General features: G+C 70.1%; 19 protein-coding genes and 3 tRNA genes. 7 read left to right on the top strand and 15 right to left on the bottom strand.

Annotation, left to right across the window (positions count from 1 at the left end; genetic code table 11):
* Window positions 1-43: 43 nt before the first annotated feature.
* The 3 genes from AB0M30_RS29435 to AB0M30_RS29425 form a co-directional block, all read right to left on the bottom strand.
* Window positions 44-835 (bottom strand): IclR family transcriptional regulator, encoded by a 792-nt coding sequence (locus AB0M30_RS29435; protein WP_364590003.1) that lies wholly within the window; start codon window positions 833-835, stop codon window positions 44-46.
* A gap of 69 nt (window positions 836-904) precedes the next feature.
* Entirely contained in the window at window positions 905-1,225 is a 321-nt protein-coding gene (locus AB0M30_RS29430) for an NIPSNAP family protein (protein WP_364590000.1), read from the bottom strand.
* Window positions 1,225-2,364 carry a 5-methyltetrahydropteroyltriglutamate--homocysteine S-methyltransferase gene (locus tag AB0M30_RS29425; RefSeq protein ID WP_364589997.1) on the bottom strand — a complete coding sequence of 380 codons (1,140 nt, stop codon included), beginning with the start codon at window positions 2,362-2,364 and terminating at the stop codon, window positions 1,225-1,227. Before AB0M30_RS29425 ends, AB0M30_RS29430 begins: the two co-directional genes overlap by 1 nt.
* 148 nt (window positions 2,365-2,512) lie before the next feature.
* On the opposite strand from AB0M30_RS29425, the gene AB0M30_RS29420 reads away from it, so the two are divergent.
* Window positions 2,513-3,844 carry a nucleobase:cation symporter-2 family protein gene (locus AB0M30_RS29420; RefSeq protein WP_364589994.1) on the top strand — a complete coding sequence of 444 codons (1,332 nt, stop codon included), beginning with the start codon at window positions 2,513-2,515 and terminating at the stop codon, window positions 3,842-3,844.
* Here AB0M30_RS29420 and AB0M30_RS29415 read toward each other — a convergent pair.
* Window positions 3,831-4,370 (bottom strand): TetR/AcrR family transcriptional regulator, encoded by a 540-nt coding sequence (locus AB0M30_RS29415; protein ID WP_364589991.1) that lies wholly within the window; start codon window positions 4,368-4,370, stop codon window positions 3,831-3,833. The two genes, AB0M30_RS29420 and AB0M30_RS29415, sit on opposite strands and share 14 nt — an antisense overlap.
* 87 nt (window positions 4,371-4,457) lie before the next feature.
* Here AB0M30_RS29415 and AB0M30_RS29410 point away from each other — a divergent pair, with 87 nt between their 5' ends.
* Window positions 4,458-4,904, top strand: a complete 447-nt coding sequence (locus tag AB0M30_RS29410; RefSeq protein WP_364589988.1) for a pyridoxamine 5'-phosphate oxidase family protein — start codon at window positions 4,458-4,460, stop codon at window positions 4,902-4,904.
* Here AB0M30_RS29410 and AB0M30_RS29405 read toward each other — a convergent pair whose 3' ends face one another.
* Window positions 4,905-5,462, bottom strand: a complete 558-nt coding sequence (locus AB0M30_RS29405; protein ID WP_364589985.1) for a hypothetical protein — start codon at window positions 5,460-5,462, stop codon at window positions 4,905-4,907.
* Window positions 5,463-5,630: 168 nt separating this feature from the next.
* Between AB0M30_RS29405 and AB0M30_RS29400 the strand changes: the two genes are divergently transcribed.
* Both AB0M30_RS29400 and AB0M30_RS29395 read left to right on the top strand, forming a co-directional pair.
* The gene (locus AB0M30_RS29400) at window positions 5,631-6,356 is read left to right on the top strand and encodes a rhomboid-like protein (RefSeq protein ID WP_364589982.1); all 726 of its coding nucleotides are present in this window, start codon (window positions 5,631-5,633) and stop codon (window positions 6,354-6,356) included.
* A gap of 65 nt (window positions 6,357-6,421) precedes the next feature.
* Window positions 6,422-8,743, top strand: coding sequence for an EAL domain-containing protein (locus AB0M30_RS29395; protein WP_364589979.1), 2,322 nt, complete (start codon window positions 6,422-6,424; stop codon window positions 8,741-8,743).
* On the opposite strand, the gene AB0M30_RS29390 is transcribed toward AB0M30_RS29395, so the two are convergent.
* The 4 genes from AB0M30_RS29390 to AB0M30_RS29375 all read right to left on the bottom strand — a co-directional run bounded on the left by AB0M30_RS29390 (window position 8,737) and on the right by AB0M30_RS29375 (window position 11,072).
* Window positions 8,737-9,528, bottom strand: a complete 792-nt coding sequence (locus AB0M30_RS29390; RefSeq protein WP_364589977.1) for an arylamine N-acetyltransferase — start codon at window positions 9,526-9,528, stop codon at window positions 8,737-8,739. The two genes, AB0M30_RS29395 and AB0M30_RS29390, sit on opposite strands and share 7 nt — an antisense overlap.
* A 33-nt stretch (window positions 9,529-9,561) precedes the next feature.
* Complete coding sequence (locus tag AB0M30_RS29385; protein ID WP_364589975.1) at window positions 9,562-9,912, bottom strand: YciI family protein; 351 nt, start codon at window positions 9,910-9,912, stop codon at window positions 9,562-9,564.
* Window positions 9,913-10,021: 109 nt separating this feature from the next.
* Window positions 10,022-10,489, bottom strand: a complete 468-nt coding sequence (locus AB0M30_RS29380; RefSeq protein WP_364589973.1) for a hypothetical protein — start codon at window positions 10,487-10,489, stop codon at window positions 10,022-10,024.
* A gap of 4 nt (window positions 10,490-10,493) precedes the next feature.
* On the bottom strand, window positions 10,494-11,072 hold the full coding sequence (locus tag AB0M30_RS29375; protein ID WP_364589971.1) for a class I SAM-dependent methyltransferase: 579 nt from the start codon (window positions 11,070-11,072) through the stop codon (window positions 10,494-10,496).
* Between the two features lie 6 nt (window positions 11,073-11,078).
* Here AB0M30_RS29375 and AB0M30_RS29370 point away from each other — a divergent pair, with 6 nt between their 5' ends.
* A complete protein-coding gene (locus AB0M30_RS29370; RefSeq protein ID WP_364589969.1) occupies window positions 11,079-11,555 on the top strand; it encodes a hypothetical protein in 477 nt (158 codons plus the stop codon).
* A 22-nt stretch (window positions 11,556-11,577) separates the two neighbouring features.
* Here AB0M30_RS29370 and AB0M30_RS29365 read toward each other — a convergent pair.
* The 5 genes from AB0M30_RS29365 to AB0M30_RS29345 form a co-directional block, all read right to left on the bottom strand.
* Window positions 11,578-11,651 (bottom strand) — tRNA-Phe (locus tag AB0M30_RS29365).
* A 31-nt stretch (window positions 11,652-11,682) separates the two neighbouring features.
* Window positions 11,683-11,756 (bottom strand) — tRNA-Asp (locus tag AB0M30_RS29360).
* Between the two features lie 21 nt (window positions 11,757-11,777).
* A tRNA-Glu gene (locus AB0M30_RS29355) sits at window positions 11,778-11,850 on the bottom strand.
* Window positions 11,851-11,967: 117 nt separating this feature from the next.
* The gene (locus AB0M30_RS29350) at window positions 11,968-12,744 is read right to left on the bottom strand and encodes a hypothetical protein (protein ID WP_364589967.1); all 777 of its coding nucleotides are present in this window, start codon (window positions 12,742-12,744) and stop codon (window positions 11,968-11,970) included.
* A gap of 160 nt (window positions 12,745-12,904) precedes the next feature.
* Entirely contained in the window at window positions 12,905-13,159 is a 255-nt protein-coding gene (locus tag AB0M30_RS29345) for a hypothetical protein (protein WP_086838175.1), read from the bottom strand.
* A 652-nt stretch (window positions 13,160-13,811) separates the two neighbouring features.
* On the opposite strand from AB0M30_RS29345, the gene AB0M30_RS29340 reads away from it, so the two are divergent.
* Window positions 13,812-14,264, top strand: a complete 453-nt coding sequence (locus AB0M30_RS29340; protein WP_364589964.1) for a hypothetical protein — start codon at window positions 13,812-13,814, stop codon at window positions 14,262-14,264.
* Between the two features lie 111 nt (window positions 14,265-14,375).
* On the opposite strand, the gene AB0M30_RS29335 is transcribed toward AB0M30_RS29340, so the two are convergent.
* Window positions 14,376-14,579, bottom strand: a complete 204-nt coding sequence (locus AB0M30_RS29335) for a cold-shock protein (protein WP_003097368.1) — start codon at window positions 14,577-14,579, stop codon at window positions 14,376-14,378.
* Between the two features lie 457 nt (window positions 14,580-15,036).
* Between AB0M30_RS29335 and AB0M30_RS29330 the strand changes: the two genes are divergently transcribed.
* The gene (locus AB0M30_RS29330; protein WP_364589961.1) at window positions 15,037-16,248 is read left to right on the top strand and encodes an Ig-like domain-containing protein; all 1,212 of its coding nucleotides are present in this window, start codon (window positions 15,037-15,039) and stop codon (window positions 16,246-16,248) included.
* Window positions 16,249-16,250 lie beyond the last annotated feature (2 nt).

Here is a 16,250-nt window from a genome sequence, read left to right as displayed (position 1 = left end):
CACCCCATCCGGCAGCCCCCGGTCTCATCCGACCACAACCGGCTCAAGCCGTCGAGGAGCCGCCGGCCGGGCGCACCGCCCGGGGTGCCCCCAGCACCCGCGAAATCCCGCGCGCCGCGGCCCGGACCGCCGGGACCAGCGTCCGCGGGTCCGTCCCCTCCGCCGGGACGACCACCGAGATCGCGGCGACGACCTCGTCCGTCGTGTCGCGGACCGGCGCCGCCACCGACAGCGCGACCAGCTCGACCTGGCCGTCGCTGATCACGTAACCGTCGCGGCGGACGTCGGCCAGCACCCGCCGCAGCAGCGCGGGCGAAGCGATCGTCTTGGGCGTGAACGTCTTGAGCGGACCGGCCAGGACTTCCTCCTGGACCTCGGCGGAGGCGTGCGCGAGGAGCACCTGGCCGACGCCGGTGGCGTGCGCGGGCAGCCGCCCGCCGACGCGGGTCAGGACGTTGACAGCGCCGCGGCCGGAGATGCGCTCGACGAAGACGACCTCGGCCCCGTCCAGCACGGCGAGCTGCACGTTCTGGTGCGTGGCTTCGTAGAGGTCTTCCAGGAACGGCATCGCGCTCTCCCGCAGCTCCGCGCCGTGCGGGGCGAGCGAGGCGACTTCCCACAGCCACAGCCCGACGCGGTAGGCGCCGGTTTCGTCGCGCACGAGGGCCCCGCGCCGGGCGAGCTCGCCGGCGAGCCGGTGCGTGGTCGACAGCGGCAGCCCGGCCCGCCGGCTGAGCTCCGACAGCGTGAGCCGCGGCCGTTCGGCGGTGAAGGCGCCCAGGAGGTCGAGGACGCGATCCACCACCGACGGCGGCCGCCGCGCGCTGTGTCGCATGGGGGCAGTCTTCACCTGGCGCCCCTGATCCGCCGGGTCGCCCCGGAAGTACTCCCGGGGCGATCCGCGTCAGGCCTCTTCGTCGTCCGGCAGCAGCGGGCGCATGAAGGTGCGCCGGTACCGCACCACGCACCCGCTCTCTTCCCGGATCTTGTCGGCCTCGATGAAGTCCGGGTCGACGCCGAACAGCGTCCGGTACCGCTCGTACGCGGCCAGGCTTTCGAAGCTGAACAGCGCCCGGGCCTCGTCGCTCGCGCCTTCCGACGGCAGGAAGTACCCGTGGTGGATGCCGCCTTCGCGCTGCACCAGCCGCATCCACGCGGCGGCGAAGCGTTCGAAGTCCGGGAGCTTCGCGGGATCGATGACGTAGTCGACGACGCACGTGATCATCAGTGGCCGCCCCAGACGCGGTCGGCCGTCGACACCAGCAGCTCCAGTTTGCGCAGCTGGTCGTCCGTGGTCAGGTCGTTACCCTCCTCCGTCGAAGAGAAGCCGCACTGCGGTGACAGGCAGAGCCGGTCGATGTCGACGTACTGCGACGCCTCCTCGATCCGCCGGACCAGGACGTCCGCGTCCTCCAGCTCCGGCCGCTTGGTCGTGACCAGGCCGAGCACCACCTTCTTGTCCTTCGGCACGAACCGCAGCGGCTCGAACCCGCCGGAGCGCTCGTCGTCGTACTCGAGGAAGAACCCGTCGACCGCGAGCTCGCCGAACAGGGCCTCGGCGACGAACTCGTAGCTGCCCTCCGCGGCCCACGACGAGCGGAAGTTGCCCCGGCACAGGTGGGTCGTCACGGTCAGGCCCTCTGGACGGCCCTCCAGCGCCGCGTTCATCGTCGCGATGTTGCGCAGGTGCTGGGTGTCCGGGTCGCCGCCCATCCGCGCGACGAGCTCCCGCTGCGCCGGGTCGTTCAGGTAGGCGAGGCTCGTGTCGTCGAGCTGCAGGTACCGGCAGCCGAGGCCGGCCATCGCCGCGACCTGCGCGGAGTACGCCGAGCTCAGGTCGGCGAAGAACTCCTCGAGGTCCGGGTAGACGGTCTCGCTGACCGCGGCCCGGCCGCCGCGGTAGTAGACCATGCTCGGCGACGGGATGGTCAGCTTCGGCGTCACGCCCGGGTCCACATGGGACTGCAGGAACCGGAAGTGGTCGGCGAAGATCGGTTCGTCGAGCCGCACCTTGCCGTCGACCTGCAGCCCCGGCGGGCTGAACTCGAGGTCGCCCGCCAGGTTGTGGAACTTGACGTGCAGCCGCTGGTCGCTCTTCGAGATGCCGCCGAGCGCGTAGATGAAGTCCATGTGCCAGGAAGCGCGCCGGAACTCGCCGTCGGTCGCCGAACTCAGCCCGGCGGCCTTCTGCATCTTGATGACGTCGCGGATCGCGTCGTCCTCGACCGCGCGGAGCTGCTCCGCGTTGATCTCACCGCTTTCGTGCCGCCGTCGTGCGTCGCGCAGAACCGGGGGCCGCAGCAGGCTCCCCACGTGATCGGCGCGAAACGGCGGGCCCACCTGGGAAATGCCACCCGAAGTCATGCACCGATGGTCACACATTCCCGGCCGTTGCGCCGCCCCCCGAAACATGATCATCACGGCCGGGACTTGCTACCGTCACCGGCACCGCGTTGGCTGTGACACCGGCCAGGCTGCTGCACCAGGGTCAATCCGAAAGACGGGGGCGCTCATGACGGAATCCGCGGTCCACCCGGTCGACCAGCGGCTGCCCGCCGGCCGGCTGGCGCTGCTCGGCCTGCAGCACATGTCGATCATGTACGCCGGCGCGGTCGCGGTACCGCTGATCGTCGGGAGCGCGTTGAAGCTGGACCCGGCGACGATCGGGCTGCTGGTCAACGCCGACCTGCTGGTGGCGGGCATCGCGACGCTGATCCAGGCGGTCGGCATCGGCAAGCTGCTGGGCATCCGGCTGCCGGTGGTCGCGGGTGCGACGTTCAGCGTCGTGAACCCGATGATCCTGATCGCGTCCCAGTACGGCCTGCCGGCGGTCTACGGCGCGATGCTGGCATCCGGCGTTTTCGGGCTGCTCATCGCCAAACCCTTTGCGCGGCTGATCCGGTTCTTCCCGCCGCTGGTCACCGGGACGCTGCTGCTCGTCATCGGCGTCTCGCTGCTCGGCCCGGGCGCGGGGCTGATCGCGGGCAACGACCCGACCGCGTCCGATTACGCGGCCCTGCCGCACCTCCTGCTCGCGTTCGGCGTGCTCGCGCTGCTGGTGCTGTTCACGCGGGTGCTGCGCGGGTTCGCCAACCAGATCGGGCCGCTGCTGGCGCTGGCGATCGGGCTGGTGATCGCGATCCCGATGGGGCTGGTGCACTGGGACGGTCTGGGCGCGGCGAGCTGGTTCGGGCTCGCGTCGCCGTTCCACTTCGGGGCGCCGACTTTCCCGGTCGCCGCGGTGCTGTCGATGTGCGTGGTCATGCTGGTGACGTTCACCGAGTCGACCGCCGACATGATCGCCGTCGGCGAGATCACCGGTCGCCCGCCGACGGACTCCGACCTCGCGCGCGGCCTGGCCACCGACGGCTTCTCCGCCGTGCTGGGCGGCGTGATGAACTCCTTCCCCGACACGGCGTTCGCGCAGAACGTCGGGCTGGTGCGGATGACCGGCGTGCGCAGCCGCTGGGTGGTCGCGGTGACCGGCGGCATCCTGGTGCTGATGGGCCTGGTGCCGAAGATCGGCGCGTTCATCGCGGCGATCCCGCAGCCGGTGGTCGGCGGGGTCGCGGTCGTCATGTTCGCGATGGTCGCCGCGGTCGGGGCGCAGAACCTTCGCACGGTCGAGTTTTCGGGCAACCACAACACTTTCATCGTCGCGGTCGCCCTCGGGGTCGGCCTCCTGCCGGCGTTCGCGCCGAAGATCTTCCAGCACTTCCCGGCGTGGCTGCAGACGATCTGCGGCAGCTCGATCACGGTGGCGGCAGTCCTCGCCTTCGCGCTGAACCTGCTGTTCAACCACCTCGGCCGGCGTGCGGAGCCGGATCTGCTCAACGCGCCTTGAGCAGCCGGTCGACGAGCACGGTGCCGGTGCCCGGCTCGACCGGGCGCCGGAACAGCACGCGCAGGTAGAGCGGGGCCAGGACGAAGTCGAGCACCTCGTCGACCGACGGCACCGGCTCACCGCGCGCCGCGGCCTTGTCGAGGGTGGCCTGCAGGTCGTCGCCGCGGGCCCGGAGGTACTCGATCGGCTTCTCGTCCGGGCGCAAGGTGGCGACGAGCGCGCGGAGCAGGATCTGGCCGTGCCGGTCGCGCATCGCGCGTTCGACGCCCTCGGCCCAGCCGAGCAGGTCACCGCGCAGCGAACCGGTGTCCGGGATCGGGGACGTCGAGCGCAGGCGCGTCACCGCCGCGTCGATCAGCAGCGCGTCGCGGCTGCCCCAGCGCCGGTAGATGCTGGTCGGGTTCACCCCCGCCCGCTCGGCGATCTTCGGGATCGCCGCGTCGATCTCGCCGGCGGCGAGCAGCTCGACGACGGCGTCGTGCACCGCGTCGCGGACACGGGCGCTGCGGCCGCCGGGTCGGGTCATCCGCCCATCTTAAAGCAAAGACGCTTGCCTTAGTGGCCGAGCTGTGGCTAGCCTTAAGTCAAATTCATTTGCCTTAAGGAGTTCTCGATGGCCCGGAAGATGACCAAGGACGAGCGCGAAGCGTTTCTCGCCGAGCCGCAGGTCGGCGTGCTGAGCGTCGCGGCCGAGCCCGGGCGGGCGCCGCTGACCACACCCATCTGGTACCGCTACGAGCCGGGTGGCGACATCGTCGTGATGACGTCACCCGGCCTCCGGAAGGCGCGGCTGATCGAGGCGGCCGGCCGGTTCGCGCTGTGCGTCCAGCAGCAGGACGGCGTCTACAAGTACGTCTCGGTCGAGGGACCGGTCGTGGAGTCGTGGCCGATGACGAAGGCGGAGCGGCACGAGATCGCGGCCCGCTACCTGCCGCCGGGCGTGAGCGAGGCCTACACCGACGCGACCGACGAAGCCCACGGGAACAACATCGCGATCGCGATGCGCCCGGAGCGCTGGAACACCTCGGACTTCAGCGACATCGCCGAACAGCTGGCCTGATCACCAGCAGATGATCCCCAGGATGCACGACGTCGGGGTCCGCGGCGTGGTGGTCGGGGCCGGAGTCGGTGAGTGCCCGCCGGCCGGGGGCGGGTTCCCCGTCGGCGTCACCGTCGAGGTGCCCGACGCGGAAGGGCCGGAGCCGGACGGTGTGGCGGTCGGCGTCACGGGTCCGTTTCCGGGACCGGGACCGGCGGTTTCGGTGGCCGGGTCGCGGCCCGGCACCTCGGTGACCGTGCCGCGGTGCTCGTTCGACGCCGTGACGACGTCTCCGCCGGTGCCACCACCGATCCCGCCGTCCGGCGGTGAGTCCGTGGCCTGGCCGGCGCCGCCCAGCCCGGTGGTGCGCTGCGGGAAGGGGATGACCTGGATCTGGTCGACCGGGGAGGCGTCCTCGCGCTCCTTGCCGCCGAAGGCGACCAGCGCCGCGGCGGCTCCGCAGCCCACGATGACGGCGAGCATCACCGCGACCACGCGCCAGCGTGACTGGCCCGATCCCGGACGGTCGCCCCAGCCCTCGCGCACGAGCAGCTCGGCGACCGATACCTCGTCGTTCACCCCGACTGACCTTCCCGAGGGGCCTTTCGGCCGTATCGTGGCCGTATTCTTACCGTAAAAGCCCCCCGAACGGGTGAAGGTCCGGCAAAAATTCGTCACGTAACGCAAAGTCTGACAGTGAGTGACATCCACAGCGTTTTCTAAGCTGGCACTCGTGATACTCCCAGCATGACCACCGAAGCTCAGTCCATGCTGCTGAGAGCCGAACGGCCGATCCCCTCGATCGCCGTTGCGCGCCGCAGTCCGTGGGCGTTGCTCCGGTACGTCCCCAACCCGAAGACGACGCCGTTCACCTTCGGCTACCTGGTCGTCCTGCTGGCCACGACCCTGCTGCTCGAATTCGCCGACCCGGCGGTGACGGACCGGCTGCTCCAGCTGTCCAGCACGGACGCCCACAACCTGTGGCGGCGCCCGCTCACCTCCCTGCTGAGCAGCGCGATCTGGCTGCCCGGCGAAAGCTGGCTCATCTACGCCCTGATCTTCGCGATCGCCGTCGCGCCGCTGGAACGCCGGTTCGGCGCCCGCCGCACGGCGCTGGTGTTCTTCTCCGGCCACATCGTGGCCACCCTCGCCACCGAACTGCCGGTGATGGCCCTGATCAGCGCGCACGTGCTGCCGACCTCGGCCGGGCACTGGCTCGACATCGGCGTCAGCTACGGCTTCTTCACCACCGCCGGCGCGCTGGTGTTCCTCCTGCCCGGCCGCGCGCGGCTGCTGGCGCTGGCCGCGATGGAGGCGTTCATCGCGGCGATCTGGCTCAGCGACGACCCGGCGGCCCTCGACTCGGTCGTCACGCTGCTCGGGCACGCGTTCGCCGCCCACTTCGGGCTGCTGGTCTGCGGGCCGTGGCTGCGGGAGCGCATCCGCAGGCCGAGCCCGGATTCCGCCGGGTAGGCACGGGCCGGAGTCGGTGGTGTAATCGACGAGCCACACGCCGACTTCACGGGGGACGGACGCACATGCAGGCCGACTCGCTCGCCGAACTGGTCGAGCTGAGTCCGGACGCGATCTGCGTCCACGAGCACGGGGTGCTCACCTACGCCAACCGCGCGGCCCTGGAAGCCTTCGCCGCGCGCTCCGCCGACGAGGTGGTCGGCCGCCGGTTCACCGACTTCGTCGCCGAGGACGCGCGAGCCGCGCTCGCCGGGAAGCTCGCCCAGCTGACGGCGCCGGGGCAGGCCAGCGAGCCCGTCGAAGCCCTGATGTCCCGGCTGGACGGCAGCAAGTTCGCCGTCGAGACGGTCCTGGTGTGCCTCGGGGAGGCCGCGTACCAGGTCGTCATGCGCGACATCACGGCGAAGAAGGCGGCCGCCGACGCCCTCCGCTACCAGGCCGCGCTGGTGTCGCACGTCAGCGACGCGCTGATCGCGACCACCGGCGACGGCGTCGTGACCAGCTGGAACCCGGCCGCCGAGGCGGTGTACGGCTGGACGGCGGCCGAAGCCGTCGGGCGGTGCGCGAGCGAGCTCGTCGGCGCGCCGCTGGACCTGCCGGCCATCCGGCGCGGCGGCGGCGTCGCGGAAGCGGTGCACCGGCGGCGGGACGGCGCTCCCCTGGCGGTCCGCGTCTCGGCAGCCGAGATGAACGACGGTTACGTGCTCGTCTGCGCCGACGAAACCGCGCGGCGGCGAGCCGAGCAGAACTACCGCACAGTCGTCGCGTCGCTCGACGAAGGCGTCCTCGTGATGGGCCCCGGCGGGCTCATCGAAGCGGCGAACCCGGCGGCCTGCCGCATCCTCGGCGTCGCCGAAGCCGACCTGATCGGCGTCCCGTGCCACTCGCTGACGCTGTTCACCGAGGCCGGGCAGTGGATCCCGCCGGACGAGATGCCGTCGGTGCAGACCCGGCGGACCGGGGTCACGCACAACGGCCTGGTCGTCCGCCTGCGCCGGCCGGACGGCCGCGACGTCTGGGTGTCGCTCACCTCGCGGCTGCTGGCCCCGGACGACCCGGCGGCGATGGCCGTGGTCACGTCGTTCACCGACATCACCGAGACCCGCGCGATCAGCGCGCAGCTCGCCTACGACGCCACCCACGACCCCCTGACCCGGCTGGCGAACCGGACCCTGGTGCTCGGCGGGCTCGACGCCCGCGAGCGGGGCGCCGTCACCGTGCTGTTCCTCGACCTGGACAAGTTCAAGGTCATCAACGACTCGCTCGGGCACTCGGTCGGCGACCAGGTGCTGCGGATCGTCGGGGAACGCCTGCGCCGCAGCTCGGGCCGCGACGACCTGGTCGGCCGGCTGGGCGGCGACGAGTTCGTCGTCGTCACCGCCGAGGTCACCGACCCCGCCGAGGTCCGCGCGCTGGCCGAGCACCTGCGGTCCGCGCTGGCCGAGCCGATCGGCGTGCTCGGCCGGCAGCTGCACCTCGACGCGAGCATCGGCGTCGTGCTCGTCGGCCGCGAAGACCGCCGCAGTGCCGAAGACCTGCTGCGCGACGCGGATGTCGCCATGTACCAGGCAAAAGCGCTCGGGCGGGGGCGGCACCACTTCTTCGACGTCGGCCTGCGCGAGCGGATGCAGCGGCGGCTGCGGATGGAGCAGGACCTGCGCTACGCGGTCCACGACGGCCAGCTCTGGCCCGCCTACCAGCCGGTCGTCGACCTGCGGACCGGCGAGATGGTCGCGGTGGAGGCGCTGCTGCGGTGGACGCACCCCCGGCACGGCGCGATCTCGCCGGCGGAGTTCATCCCGCTCGCCGAAGAAAGCGACCTGATCAACATCATCGGCAAGGAGATGCTGCGCGCGACGACCCGCGAGCTGGCGGCGCGGCGCGTTCAGCAGGGCCTGAACCTGACGCTGAAGGTCAACCTCTCCGCCCGCCAGCTCGACGACCCGCACCTGGTGCCCGCGGTCCAGGACGCGCTGGCGGTCACCGGGCTGCCGGCCGGCGCGCTCTGCCTGGAGGTCACCGAAAGCGCGTTGATGCGCGATCAGGAAGCGGCCGCGGAAGTGCTGGCGTCCCTGCGTGCCCTGGGCGTGCTGCTGGCGATCGACGACTTCGGCACGGGGTACTCGTCGCTGGCGCAACTGCGCCGGCTGACGCTGGACACGCTCAAGATCGACCGCTCGTTCATCACCGGGATCGCCGAGTCGCGCGACGCGGAGGCGATCGTCACGAGCATCATCGCGATGGCCCACGCGGTCGACCTGACGGTGATCGCCGAGGGCGTCGAGTCGGCGGAGCAGCTGGACCTGCTCCGCGCGCTCGGCTGCGACCAGGCGCAGGGCTACCACCTCGGCCGCCCGGTCCCGGCGGCCGAGCTGTTCGGTCAGTAGACGTTCTTCAGCCGCTCCAGTTCGTCCGCGGTCAGCTCGAGGCCGAGCTCCTTGAGGGTGGCGTCGAGCTCGTCGGGTGCGACGGTGGTGGTTTCGCTGCTGCCACCGGGTTTTTCGACGGTGAGCTCCCGGCCGAGGAGCCTGCGGCTGAGACCCGGCTCGATCGTCATGATCACCAGGCGCCCGGTGAACGGCGACTTCGGGTGGGTCGACGTGTAGTGGTGGTACACCTCGTAGTCGATGGCGTGCATCTCGTTGAGGCGGAATTCGAGAATGTCCTCGTCCCCCTTCTGCAGCGTCCACCAGCCGTTGTTTTCGGTGAGGCGATGCGGCCACCCGGCTTGGTCGACCTCGTGGCCGTCGACGAGCGGCATGGGCGCGAGGATCCCGGCCCCGAACCCGACGTCGGCGAGGAACTGCCGGCCGTCCACGTCGACGACGAGCGTCATGTGCGTGTAGGGACCGGGCCGGCGCGGCTGCACGCGCGCGGAAAGCCGGTGCACGGTGTAGCCGAGCTGCTCGAGGACGGCGGCGAAGAGGCCGCTCTGCTCGTAGCAGTAGCCGCCCCGCCGCCGTCCGACGAGTTTCGCGCTCACGACGTCGAGCGAAATCCCTTGGTGCTGCCCGAGAACGACGTCGATGTTCTCGAACGGGATGGCGTTCACGTGGGCCCGCATGAGTTCGGTGAGCGCGGCTTCGGACGGCGCCCGCCGCGGTTGCCCGACACGCGCGAGGTAGGCGCCGAGATCGACGGCGCCGATGCCCCATTCCCCTTCGGTGGTCATGAGTCCAGGATGGACCCTCGACCGCACTGGAGGTCAACCTTCGTGGACGACCTGCCGCACCTCGACGGCGGTGTACCGGGCGTCCGGGATCTTCGCGGCGAGCTCGACGGCCCGCGCTTCGCTCTCGACGTCGACGACGTAGTAGCCGCAGAGGAAGGCGTCGGACTCGACGAAACCACCGGTTTTGGTGTGTGCCACACCATCCTTGACCTGGACGGTCTTGGTCTCGCCGGGTTCGGCGAGCGCTTTGGTCTCGACCATTTCCCCGGACTCGGTGATGAGCTGGATGAAGGCCCCGTGCCCTTCGTAGACGCCGTTCTTCTGCTCGTCGGTCAGCGTGGCCCAGAGGGTCGGGTTCATGTGGAGGGTAAGGAGGTAACGCATGATCGGCTCCCCGTGTTCGGGCGGCGGCCCCTGGTGGGCTGCCTTACGCCGGTGGGTCGAGGCTGACGTCGTGGACCGGACACGCGCTCCAGCGGTTCACTCGTTCGGCCTAGTCGACCCACTCCTCAGTGCGGCGGTGGCGGCCGAGGCCCGCGGCGTCGAACTCGTCGACGTGCCGGCCACGGCGGACGCCGAGCGCGGACAGGGCCCGCGAAATCGGCCCGCCCGACGGCGGTGGACGCTCACCGACAGCCAGCAGGAGTGGACCGAGGACCACGCTGCCGCGGTCCCACACCTGAGCCGCCTGCGTCCCGGCGCCGCCGAAGTAGTCCGCTTCGACGTAGGCCACCGGGCCCAGCACCGAGCAGTTCCGGAGCGAGCTGCCGAAACCACCGGGCGCCTTCCAGAACCCTTCGAGCCCGGGGCCGCCCGGGTCGGCGACCGCGTCGAAGTACTCGTCGGTCATCAGCAGCATCGACAGGGGGCCGTGGAGCGGAACGATCCGCGCCTCCTCGACGGAGCCGGCGAGCCGCTGGAGCACGGCAGCACCGCCGATGACCGATTCCAGGCAGTACACGCCCTCAGCTCCGGCTGACGACGAGGTACCGCTCGTCCTCGATTTCGGCGCCCCACAGCGCCGGATCGGTCAGCTGCCGGACAGCCGCTTCCTCCCGGTGCGCGAGCACCAGCTCCCGGCATTCGGCCGCGGTGAGCCCGGCCCCGGTGGACCACCGGCCTTCGACGAGCAGCAGCAAGCCACCCGGTTTCAAAAGCCGCACCCACCGCCCGACGGCGGCGCCCGGGTCCGGCAGAGACCACAGCACGTGCCGCACCAGGACGACGTCACAGGAGTGGTCCGGGCAGGGCGGATCGGCGGCGTCACCCTGCCGCAGCTCGACCCGGAGGCCCGCGGTCTTCGCCCTGGCCTCGTCGAGCATCCGCGCGGAGAGGTCCACCCCGCAGACGTCGTGCCCCGCCTCGGCCAGGAGCAGGGCGAGACTGCCTGTCCCGCACCCGAGATCGGCGACCACGGCGGGCGCGGGCGGCAGCAGCGGCAGGAGCAGCTCCGCCCACGCGGCGCGGACCACGGGATCCCGCAGGCCGTGGTCGGGCTGCTCGTCGAAGGTGGCCGCCTCGGCGTCCCAGACGTTCTGCGTCATGGGGACATGGTGCCCGGGGGCGAGCCCGACACCGAGGGCCGCCACCCGGGCTTCTTCGGCTTGATCAACGGCTTGAGCAAGGCCGGCGAACTCACCGCGGACCAGGAGGAGTTCCGCCGGAGCAACCACGCGTGGTACGAGGCGCACTACACGAACCCCACCTCGGTCGACCCGGCGGTGTACGACCACACAATCAACCCGGGCGCGACGGCGTGGTTCAAGGACTCGGCCGGAGCACTCATCGCCCGAGCCGACGGTTACCTCGAAATCCTCGGCGCGCACGGCATCCGCTGCGTCAGGCTGCGTTCCGAGGAGCCACCCGGACGGATCGTCTACGAGGACGCGGACCAGATCGTCGTCGTCCCGCATCAGACCCGCCGTGCAACCCCCGTGCAACCAGCGACGGCCAACGGCGGCCCACCAAGGTCGGCAGCAGCCGCGGCCAAGACCGACCCAGGAAACGAGGAAACCGCCCTGACCTGAGTCAAGGCGGTTTCTACCAGCGTGGCCAGGGCCGGGGTCGAACCGGCGACCTTCCGCTTTTCAGGCGGACGCTCGTACCAACTGAGCTACCTGGCCGGGAACGCCGGCAAGGAGCCGAACGATCTTGCGACCCTGACGGGACTCGAACCCGCGACCTTCGCCGTGACAGGGCGACGCGCTAACCAACTGCGCCACAGGGCCTTGCGTTACTACTGTACTGCGTACTCCCAACGGGATTCGAACCCGCGTTGCCGCCTTGAAAGGGCGGAGTCCTAGGCCACTGAACGATGGGAGCCCGGTCGGTTTCGGGTGACCGACCGACCGCGCTCTCAGGTTCCCCTGGGAGCGATTACAAGCATAGGGCACGCCGCCACCCCTTTGCACAGGGGGTTCCTTAAGCCTTCGGCGAGGCTCAGACCTGCGCAAACTCCGCCAGTTCCGCCAGACGGCGAGCGAACTCGGCCCGCTCCGGCTCGGACAGCGCCGACACGAGCAGCTCGCCGATCCGGTCGTCGGTCAGGGCCTCGGCGCGGTGCCAGCGGTCGCACAGGTCCGGCTTGCGCTCCGCCGCGGCGGCCAGCTCGTCGGCCGCGTCCTCGGGCCACGCCGTGCGCAGCAGGCGCCCGCGTCCGCCCTCGGGGTCCGCGATCACCGCCTCCGGGACCGACAGACCCACCGCGCGCAGGGCCGCGAAGTGGAGGCCACCACGCAGCTCGCGAAAGACCATCAGCGCGAAGCCGAGGCGCTCGACGTCGCCCTCGGGACGCTCGGCGTTCTTCCACCCCGCGAAGAGCGCGAGCCCGCTGGCGTCCGCGGCGTCGACGACGCGGAACAGCAGCTCCGCCAAGCGGCCGGGCTCCGATACGGCCGAAAGGCTGACGCGTGACCACCGAGCCGATGACTCCGCGTAGGCGCGAACCGCGGCGGGTGCGTCGAGAGCCGCCGTTGCCGGCGGGAGGACGAACTCGAACAGCCAGTGCGGGAAGATGCCGAACAGCTCCGCGGCCACCTTCGGCGGGACATCGCCGAGCACCGCCGACCGGCCCCGCACGTACAGCGAACGCGGCGGCAGGCCGACCTCCGCCTCGACCTCGGCCAGCTCCGGCGACGTCATGAACTTCCCGCCCAGCACCTGCACCACCGGCCGGATCCGGTTCGCCAGATCCGCCACACCCTCGATCGCCGTCATGTTCGACCCCTTTCGACGCGGCAACCGTAACACCGTTATTAAACCCGCGTCAAACAGCCGTCCAGACCTTGCCAATTACTTCCCGGAAACCGGCACAACCAGCGGAGATATCACCGGACGGGCCCAGCGGAACACACCGGACCCGCCCGCCACCACACCCTCAACGCTGAACCGGCGCCTGCCCGTCCTCATCCAGGTTCAAGCCCAGCATCTCCAGCAACTGGACACAGTCCTCGACCCCCAGCGCCCCATTCGCCACCGCCAGCCGAGCCCGCCGGACCTGATCATCCGACACCCGCTGCGCATCCGCCGCCCCACTCCGCTGCGCCGGCAACGCCCCGGCAAACGGCGCACTCCCCCCATCGGCACCTTCGTACCGAAGGAGGAACTGCCGCACTTCAACAGACCCGCTCATAGCCCCTCCACACGGCTCACAACAACTTGGCCGCGAGGCTAACCAGCGCCGGCCACCACACACAGCCCCCCGGAGAGTGAACCTCAGACCACCCTCCGCTCAACGCAGCGCAATCGGCACCACCGAAGAAGAACCCCACCCGAACGAACGTCACCCCGACAGCAAAGTGACACCACACGGGGAAATTTCCCGCTCTCCACTCGCCCAACCACCCAACTCGTGCAACAATCGAGGTGCTGACACACCCCCGGTCAGCGCCTGTGGAGATCCCCTCCGACCCCCGCGTTCCTCCCCCTGGCGCGGGGGTCCTCCATTTCTTGGCCCGCTTCGGGCTTCGCCCTTCGCCTGGGCCAACATTTCGGCGTGCTGACCCGGGGGGCCGAGCCCCCCGGACCCCCACGGTGCCTCGCGCTCAGCTCCCAGCGTGGTCCGGTCTCCGCCTCGGGCGCTGTGCGCCCTGGCGGGTCTGCCGCTGGTTCGTCGGAAGTCGCGTGAGGGTCCGGGTGATCGACTCGCTGGGTTATTGGGGGGTTGCTTTGGGTTGTGGGGGGTTGGTCTTTTTGGGTGGGGGTTGGGCTGAATGGGGAATGTTTTCGGCGTGTTGTAGCTCACAGTGGTTTGTGTGGCGAGATGCAAACGTTATCGTGGCGTTGTGCCTCTTCCCTCCCTTGGCCGCTTGAGCAGCCGCACGAACCTGAAAGCCGTCGCGTCTTCCGGGCGTCATCGTGGTGCCGCGAAGCCTGCGGACGACGGTGTTGTCGAGGACACCGAGCTCACGTCGTACCTCGCCGCCCTCGCTCCCGACAACGATCTGGAGAGCACCGGGTCCGGCAAGCGGTTCGGCGAGGCTCAGGTCATTCAGCTGCGGATGAGCCTTGTCGCCAACCAGCAGCTCAAGGACATCGCCGCCGAGCGGGAGATCTCGCCGCAGGCGCTCGCGCAGGAATGGATCCTCGAGCGGCTCAACTGGGAGGGGCAGGCCTCCTCCGTGCAGGACCAGCGGCAGCAGCAGGCCGTCGCCGAGGTCAGCGACCTCAGTGACCTCACCGACGAGTTCCACTTCCCCGCCGACGCCTTCGAGGCGCCGGTCGTCGCCCGGCACTGAGCCGGCGCGCACCCACAGACGTCATGAGAAAGGGCCCCCGGCACTGCCGGGGGCCCTTCACTCAGGCCTTAAGACGCGCAAAGGGCCTGTGAGGCTTGTTCAGCCTCAGTTTCAGATCGCGCGAACCTTCTGGGCCTGCGGACCCTTCTGGCCCTGGCCGACCTCGAACTCCACTCGCTGGTTCTCCTCGAGGGTGCGGAAGCCGCGGCCCTCGATCTCCGAGTAGTGAACGAACACGTCGCCTTCGCCGCCGTCCTGCGCGATGAAGCCGAAGCCCTTCTCCGCGTTGAACCACTTCACAGTGCCTTGCGCCACCGCTGTACTCCTCGTTACACAGATCCGCTTCGAATGCCACCGAAGCGGCACCCCGACCGTCCCGGGCGGTTCCAACGAGACGAGTCAAGAGCGGGTCGGCTCCATGGCTCGCGTCAGAAGTTCCGCGAGTGTGAAGCCACGAACACGCAAAACGACGGCCTGAGAGCAGACTACCGGGATCTGGCCAAAGTTGAACCCCGTGATCGAGGCGAAAACCGGCTGTGCGCACCAAGGTCACCGGAACGTCGTAGGGCTCCGGCCCGGTTCTGTCGGACCCAACGGCTAGTCTGGCGCCGCACTGCGACACCGTGATCACCGGATACGGCTCGGAGTCGGCTGTGCCCCCTCCGTGAAAGCTTCCGCCGACCAATGTGACGCTCGTCACATCAATGTTGCTCAACGTACACGGTCCACGGCGCGTCTCGAAGAGGGGAAGCACCAAAGGGGCAAAAAGGGGATGGGTGTGACGGTGAGGATTTCCACGCGGCGCCGCGGCGCTGCCGTGGCATTGGGCTTGGTCGCCGTGCTGACGCTGGGGGCGTGCAGCAGCGAACCGACGGTCTCGGCGAGCGGGACGTCGGGCGGGGGCCCGACGAGCTCGCCGGCCCCCACCGCGCAGCCCGCGAAGCTGACGGTGACGCCGGCGGGCGGCGCCCAGGACGTCGCGCCCGGCGAACCGGTCGTCGTCCAGGTCGCCGACGGCACGATCACGTCGGTCACGCTGACCAACCCGGACGGCAAGCAGGTCCAGGGGCAGGCGTCGGCGGACAAGAAGAGCTGGACCACCACCGAGCAGCTCGGCTACGGCAAGACCTACACCTGGTCCGGCCAGGCGCAGGGCGCCGACGGCAAGAACGTGCCCATCGGCGGCGCGTTCACCACGGTCAAGCCGAAGCGTCAGCTGTCGGCCAGCCTGAACGTCGGCGACGGCCAGACGTACGGCATCGCGATGCCGATCGCCCTGTCCTTCCCCAGCCGTGTCACCGACAAGGCCTCCGTCGAGAAGGCTCTGTCGGTCGAGACCACGCCGAAGACCGAGGGCTCGTGGGCCTGGCTGGACGGCGACACCACGGTGCACTGGCGGCCGAAGGAGTACTACAAGCCCAATACGCAGGTGAAGGTCAACGCCAAGATCTACGGCGTCAAGATCGGTGACGGCGTGTACGGCAAGCAGGACGTCTCGGCCAGCTTCGCCATCGGGCGCTCGCAGATCGTCAAGGGCAACACCACGCAGCACACCATGCAGGTGATCCGCGACGGCCAGCAGATCGCCGACTACCCGGTGAGCTACGGCCTCGACTCCGACCCCGGCCGCGTCACCCACAGCGGCGTGCACGTCGTCATGGGCAAGCAGGCCACGTACGCGATGAGCAACCCGAAGTACCACTACGAAAACGTCGTCGTGCCGTGGGCGGTCCGGATCTCCAACAACGGCGAGTTCATCCACGGCCTGGCCGCGTCGGTCTGGGCGCAGGGCAAGAAGAACGTCTCGCACGGCTGCCTGAACCTCTCGCCCGCGCGCGCCAAGGAGTACTACGACGGCGTGCTCCCCGGCGACCCGGTCGAGATCACCGGCAGCACGCAGACGCTGAGCGCGAAGGACGGCGACTACAGCGACTGGACCTACGACTGGGCGAGCTGGCAGAAACTGTCGGCGCTGGCCCACTGAAC

This window comes from Amycolatopsis sp. NPDC051716 (assembly GCF_040681595.1).
GTDB lineage: Bacteria > Actinomycetota > Actinomycetes > Mycobacteriales > Pseudonocardiaceae > Amycolatopsis.
The sequence above is the reverse complement of the archived record's forward strand: the minus strand, read 5'-3'. Positions and strand labels throughout refer to the sequence as shown.

Bases quoted from the DNA above. Each gene is read 5' to 3' on its own strand.
- AB0M30_RS29435 (WP_364590003.1), bottom strand. From the start codon at position 835: ATGCGACACAGCGCGCGGCGGCCGCCGTCGGTGGTGGATCGCGTCCTC.
- AB0M30_RS29430 (WP_364590000.1), bottom strand. From the start codon at position 1,225: ATGATCACGTGCGTCGTCGACTACGTCATCGATCCCGCGAAGCTCCCG.
- AB0M30_RS29425 (WP_364589997.1), bottom strand. From the start codon at position 2,364: ATGACTTCGGGTGGCATTTCCCAGGTGGGCCCGCCGTTTCGCGCCGAT.
- AB0M30_RS29420 (WP_364589994.1), top strand. From the start codon at position 2,513: ATGACGGAATCCGCGGTCCACCCGGTCGACCAGCGGCTGCCCGCCGGC.
- AB0M30_RS29415 (WP_364589991.1), bottom strand. From the start codon at position 4,370: ATGACCCGACCCGGCGGCCGCAGCGCCCGTGTCCGCGACGCGGTGCAC.
- AB0M30_RS29410 (WP_364589988.1), top strand. From the start codon at position 4,458: ATGGCCCGGAAGATGACCAAGGACGAGCGCGAAGCGTTTCTCGCCGAG.
- AB0M30_RS29400 (WP_364589982.1), top strand. From the start codon at position 5,631: ATGACCACCGAAGCTCAGTCCATGCTGCTGAGAGCCGAACGGCCGATC.
- AB0M30_RS29395 (WP_364589979.1), top strand. From the start codon at position 6,422: ATGCAGGCCGACTCGCTCGCCGAACTGGTCGAGCTGAGTCCGGACGCG.
- AB0M30_RS29390 (WP_364589977.1), bottom strand. From the start codon at position 9,528: ATGACCACCGAAGGGGAATGGGGCATCGGCGCCGTCGATCTCGGCGCC.
- AB0M30_RS29385 (WP_364589975.1), bottom strand. From the start codon at position 9,912: ATGCGTTACCTCCTTACCCTCCACATGAACCCGACCCTCTGGGCCACG.
- AB0M30_RS29375 (WP_364589971.1), bottom strand. From the start codon at position 11,072: ATGACGCAGAACGTCTGGGACGCCGAGGCGGCCACCTTCGACGAGCAG.
- AB0M30_RS29370 (WP_364589969.1), top strand. From the start codon at position 11,079: ATGGTGCCCGGGGGCGAGCCCGACACCGAGGGCCGCCACCCGGGCTTC.
- AB0M30_RS29350 (WP_364589967.1), bottom strand. From the start codon at position 12,744: ATGACGGCGATCGAGGGTGTGGCGGATCTGGCGAACCGGATCCGGCCG.
- AB0M30_RS29345 (WP_086838175.1), bottom strand. From the start codon at position 13,159: ATGAGCGGGTCTGTTGAAGTGCGGCAGTTCCTCCTTCGGTACGAAGGT.
- AB0M30_RS29330 (WP_364589961.1), top strand. From the start codon at position 15,037: ATGGGTGTGACGGTGAGGATTTCCACGCGGCGCCGCGGCGCTGCCGTG.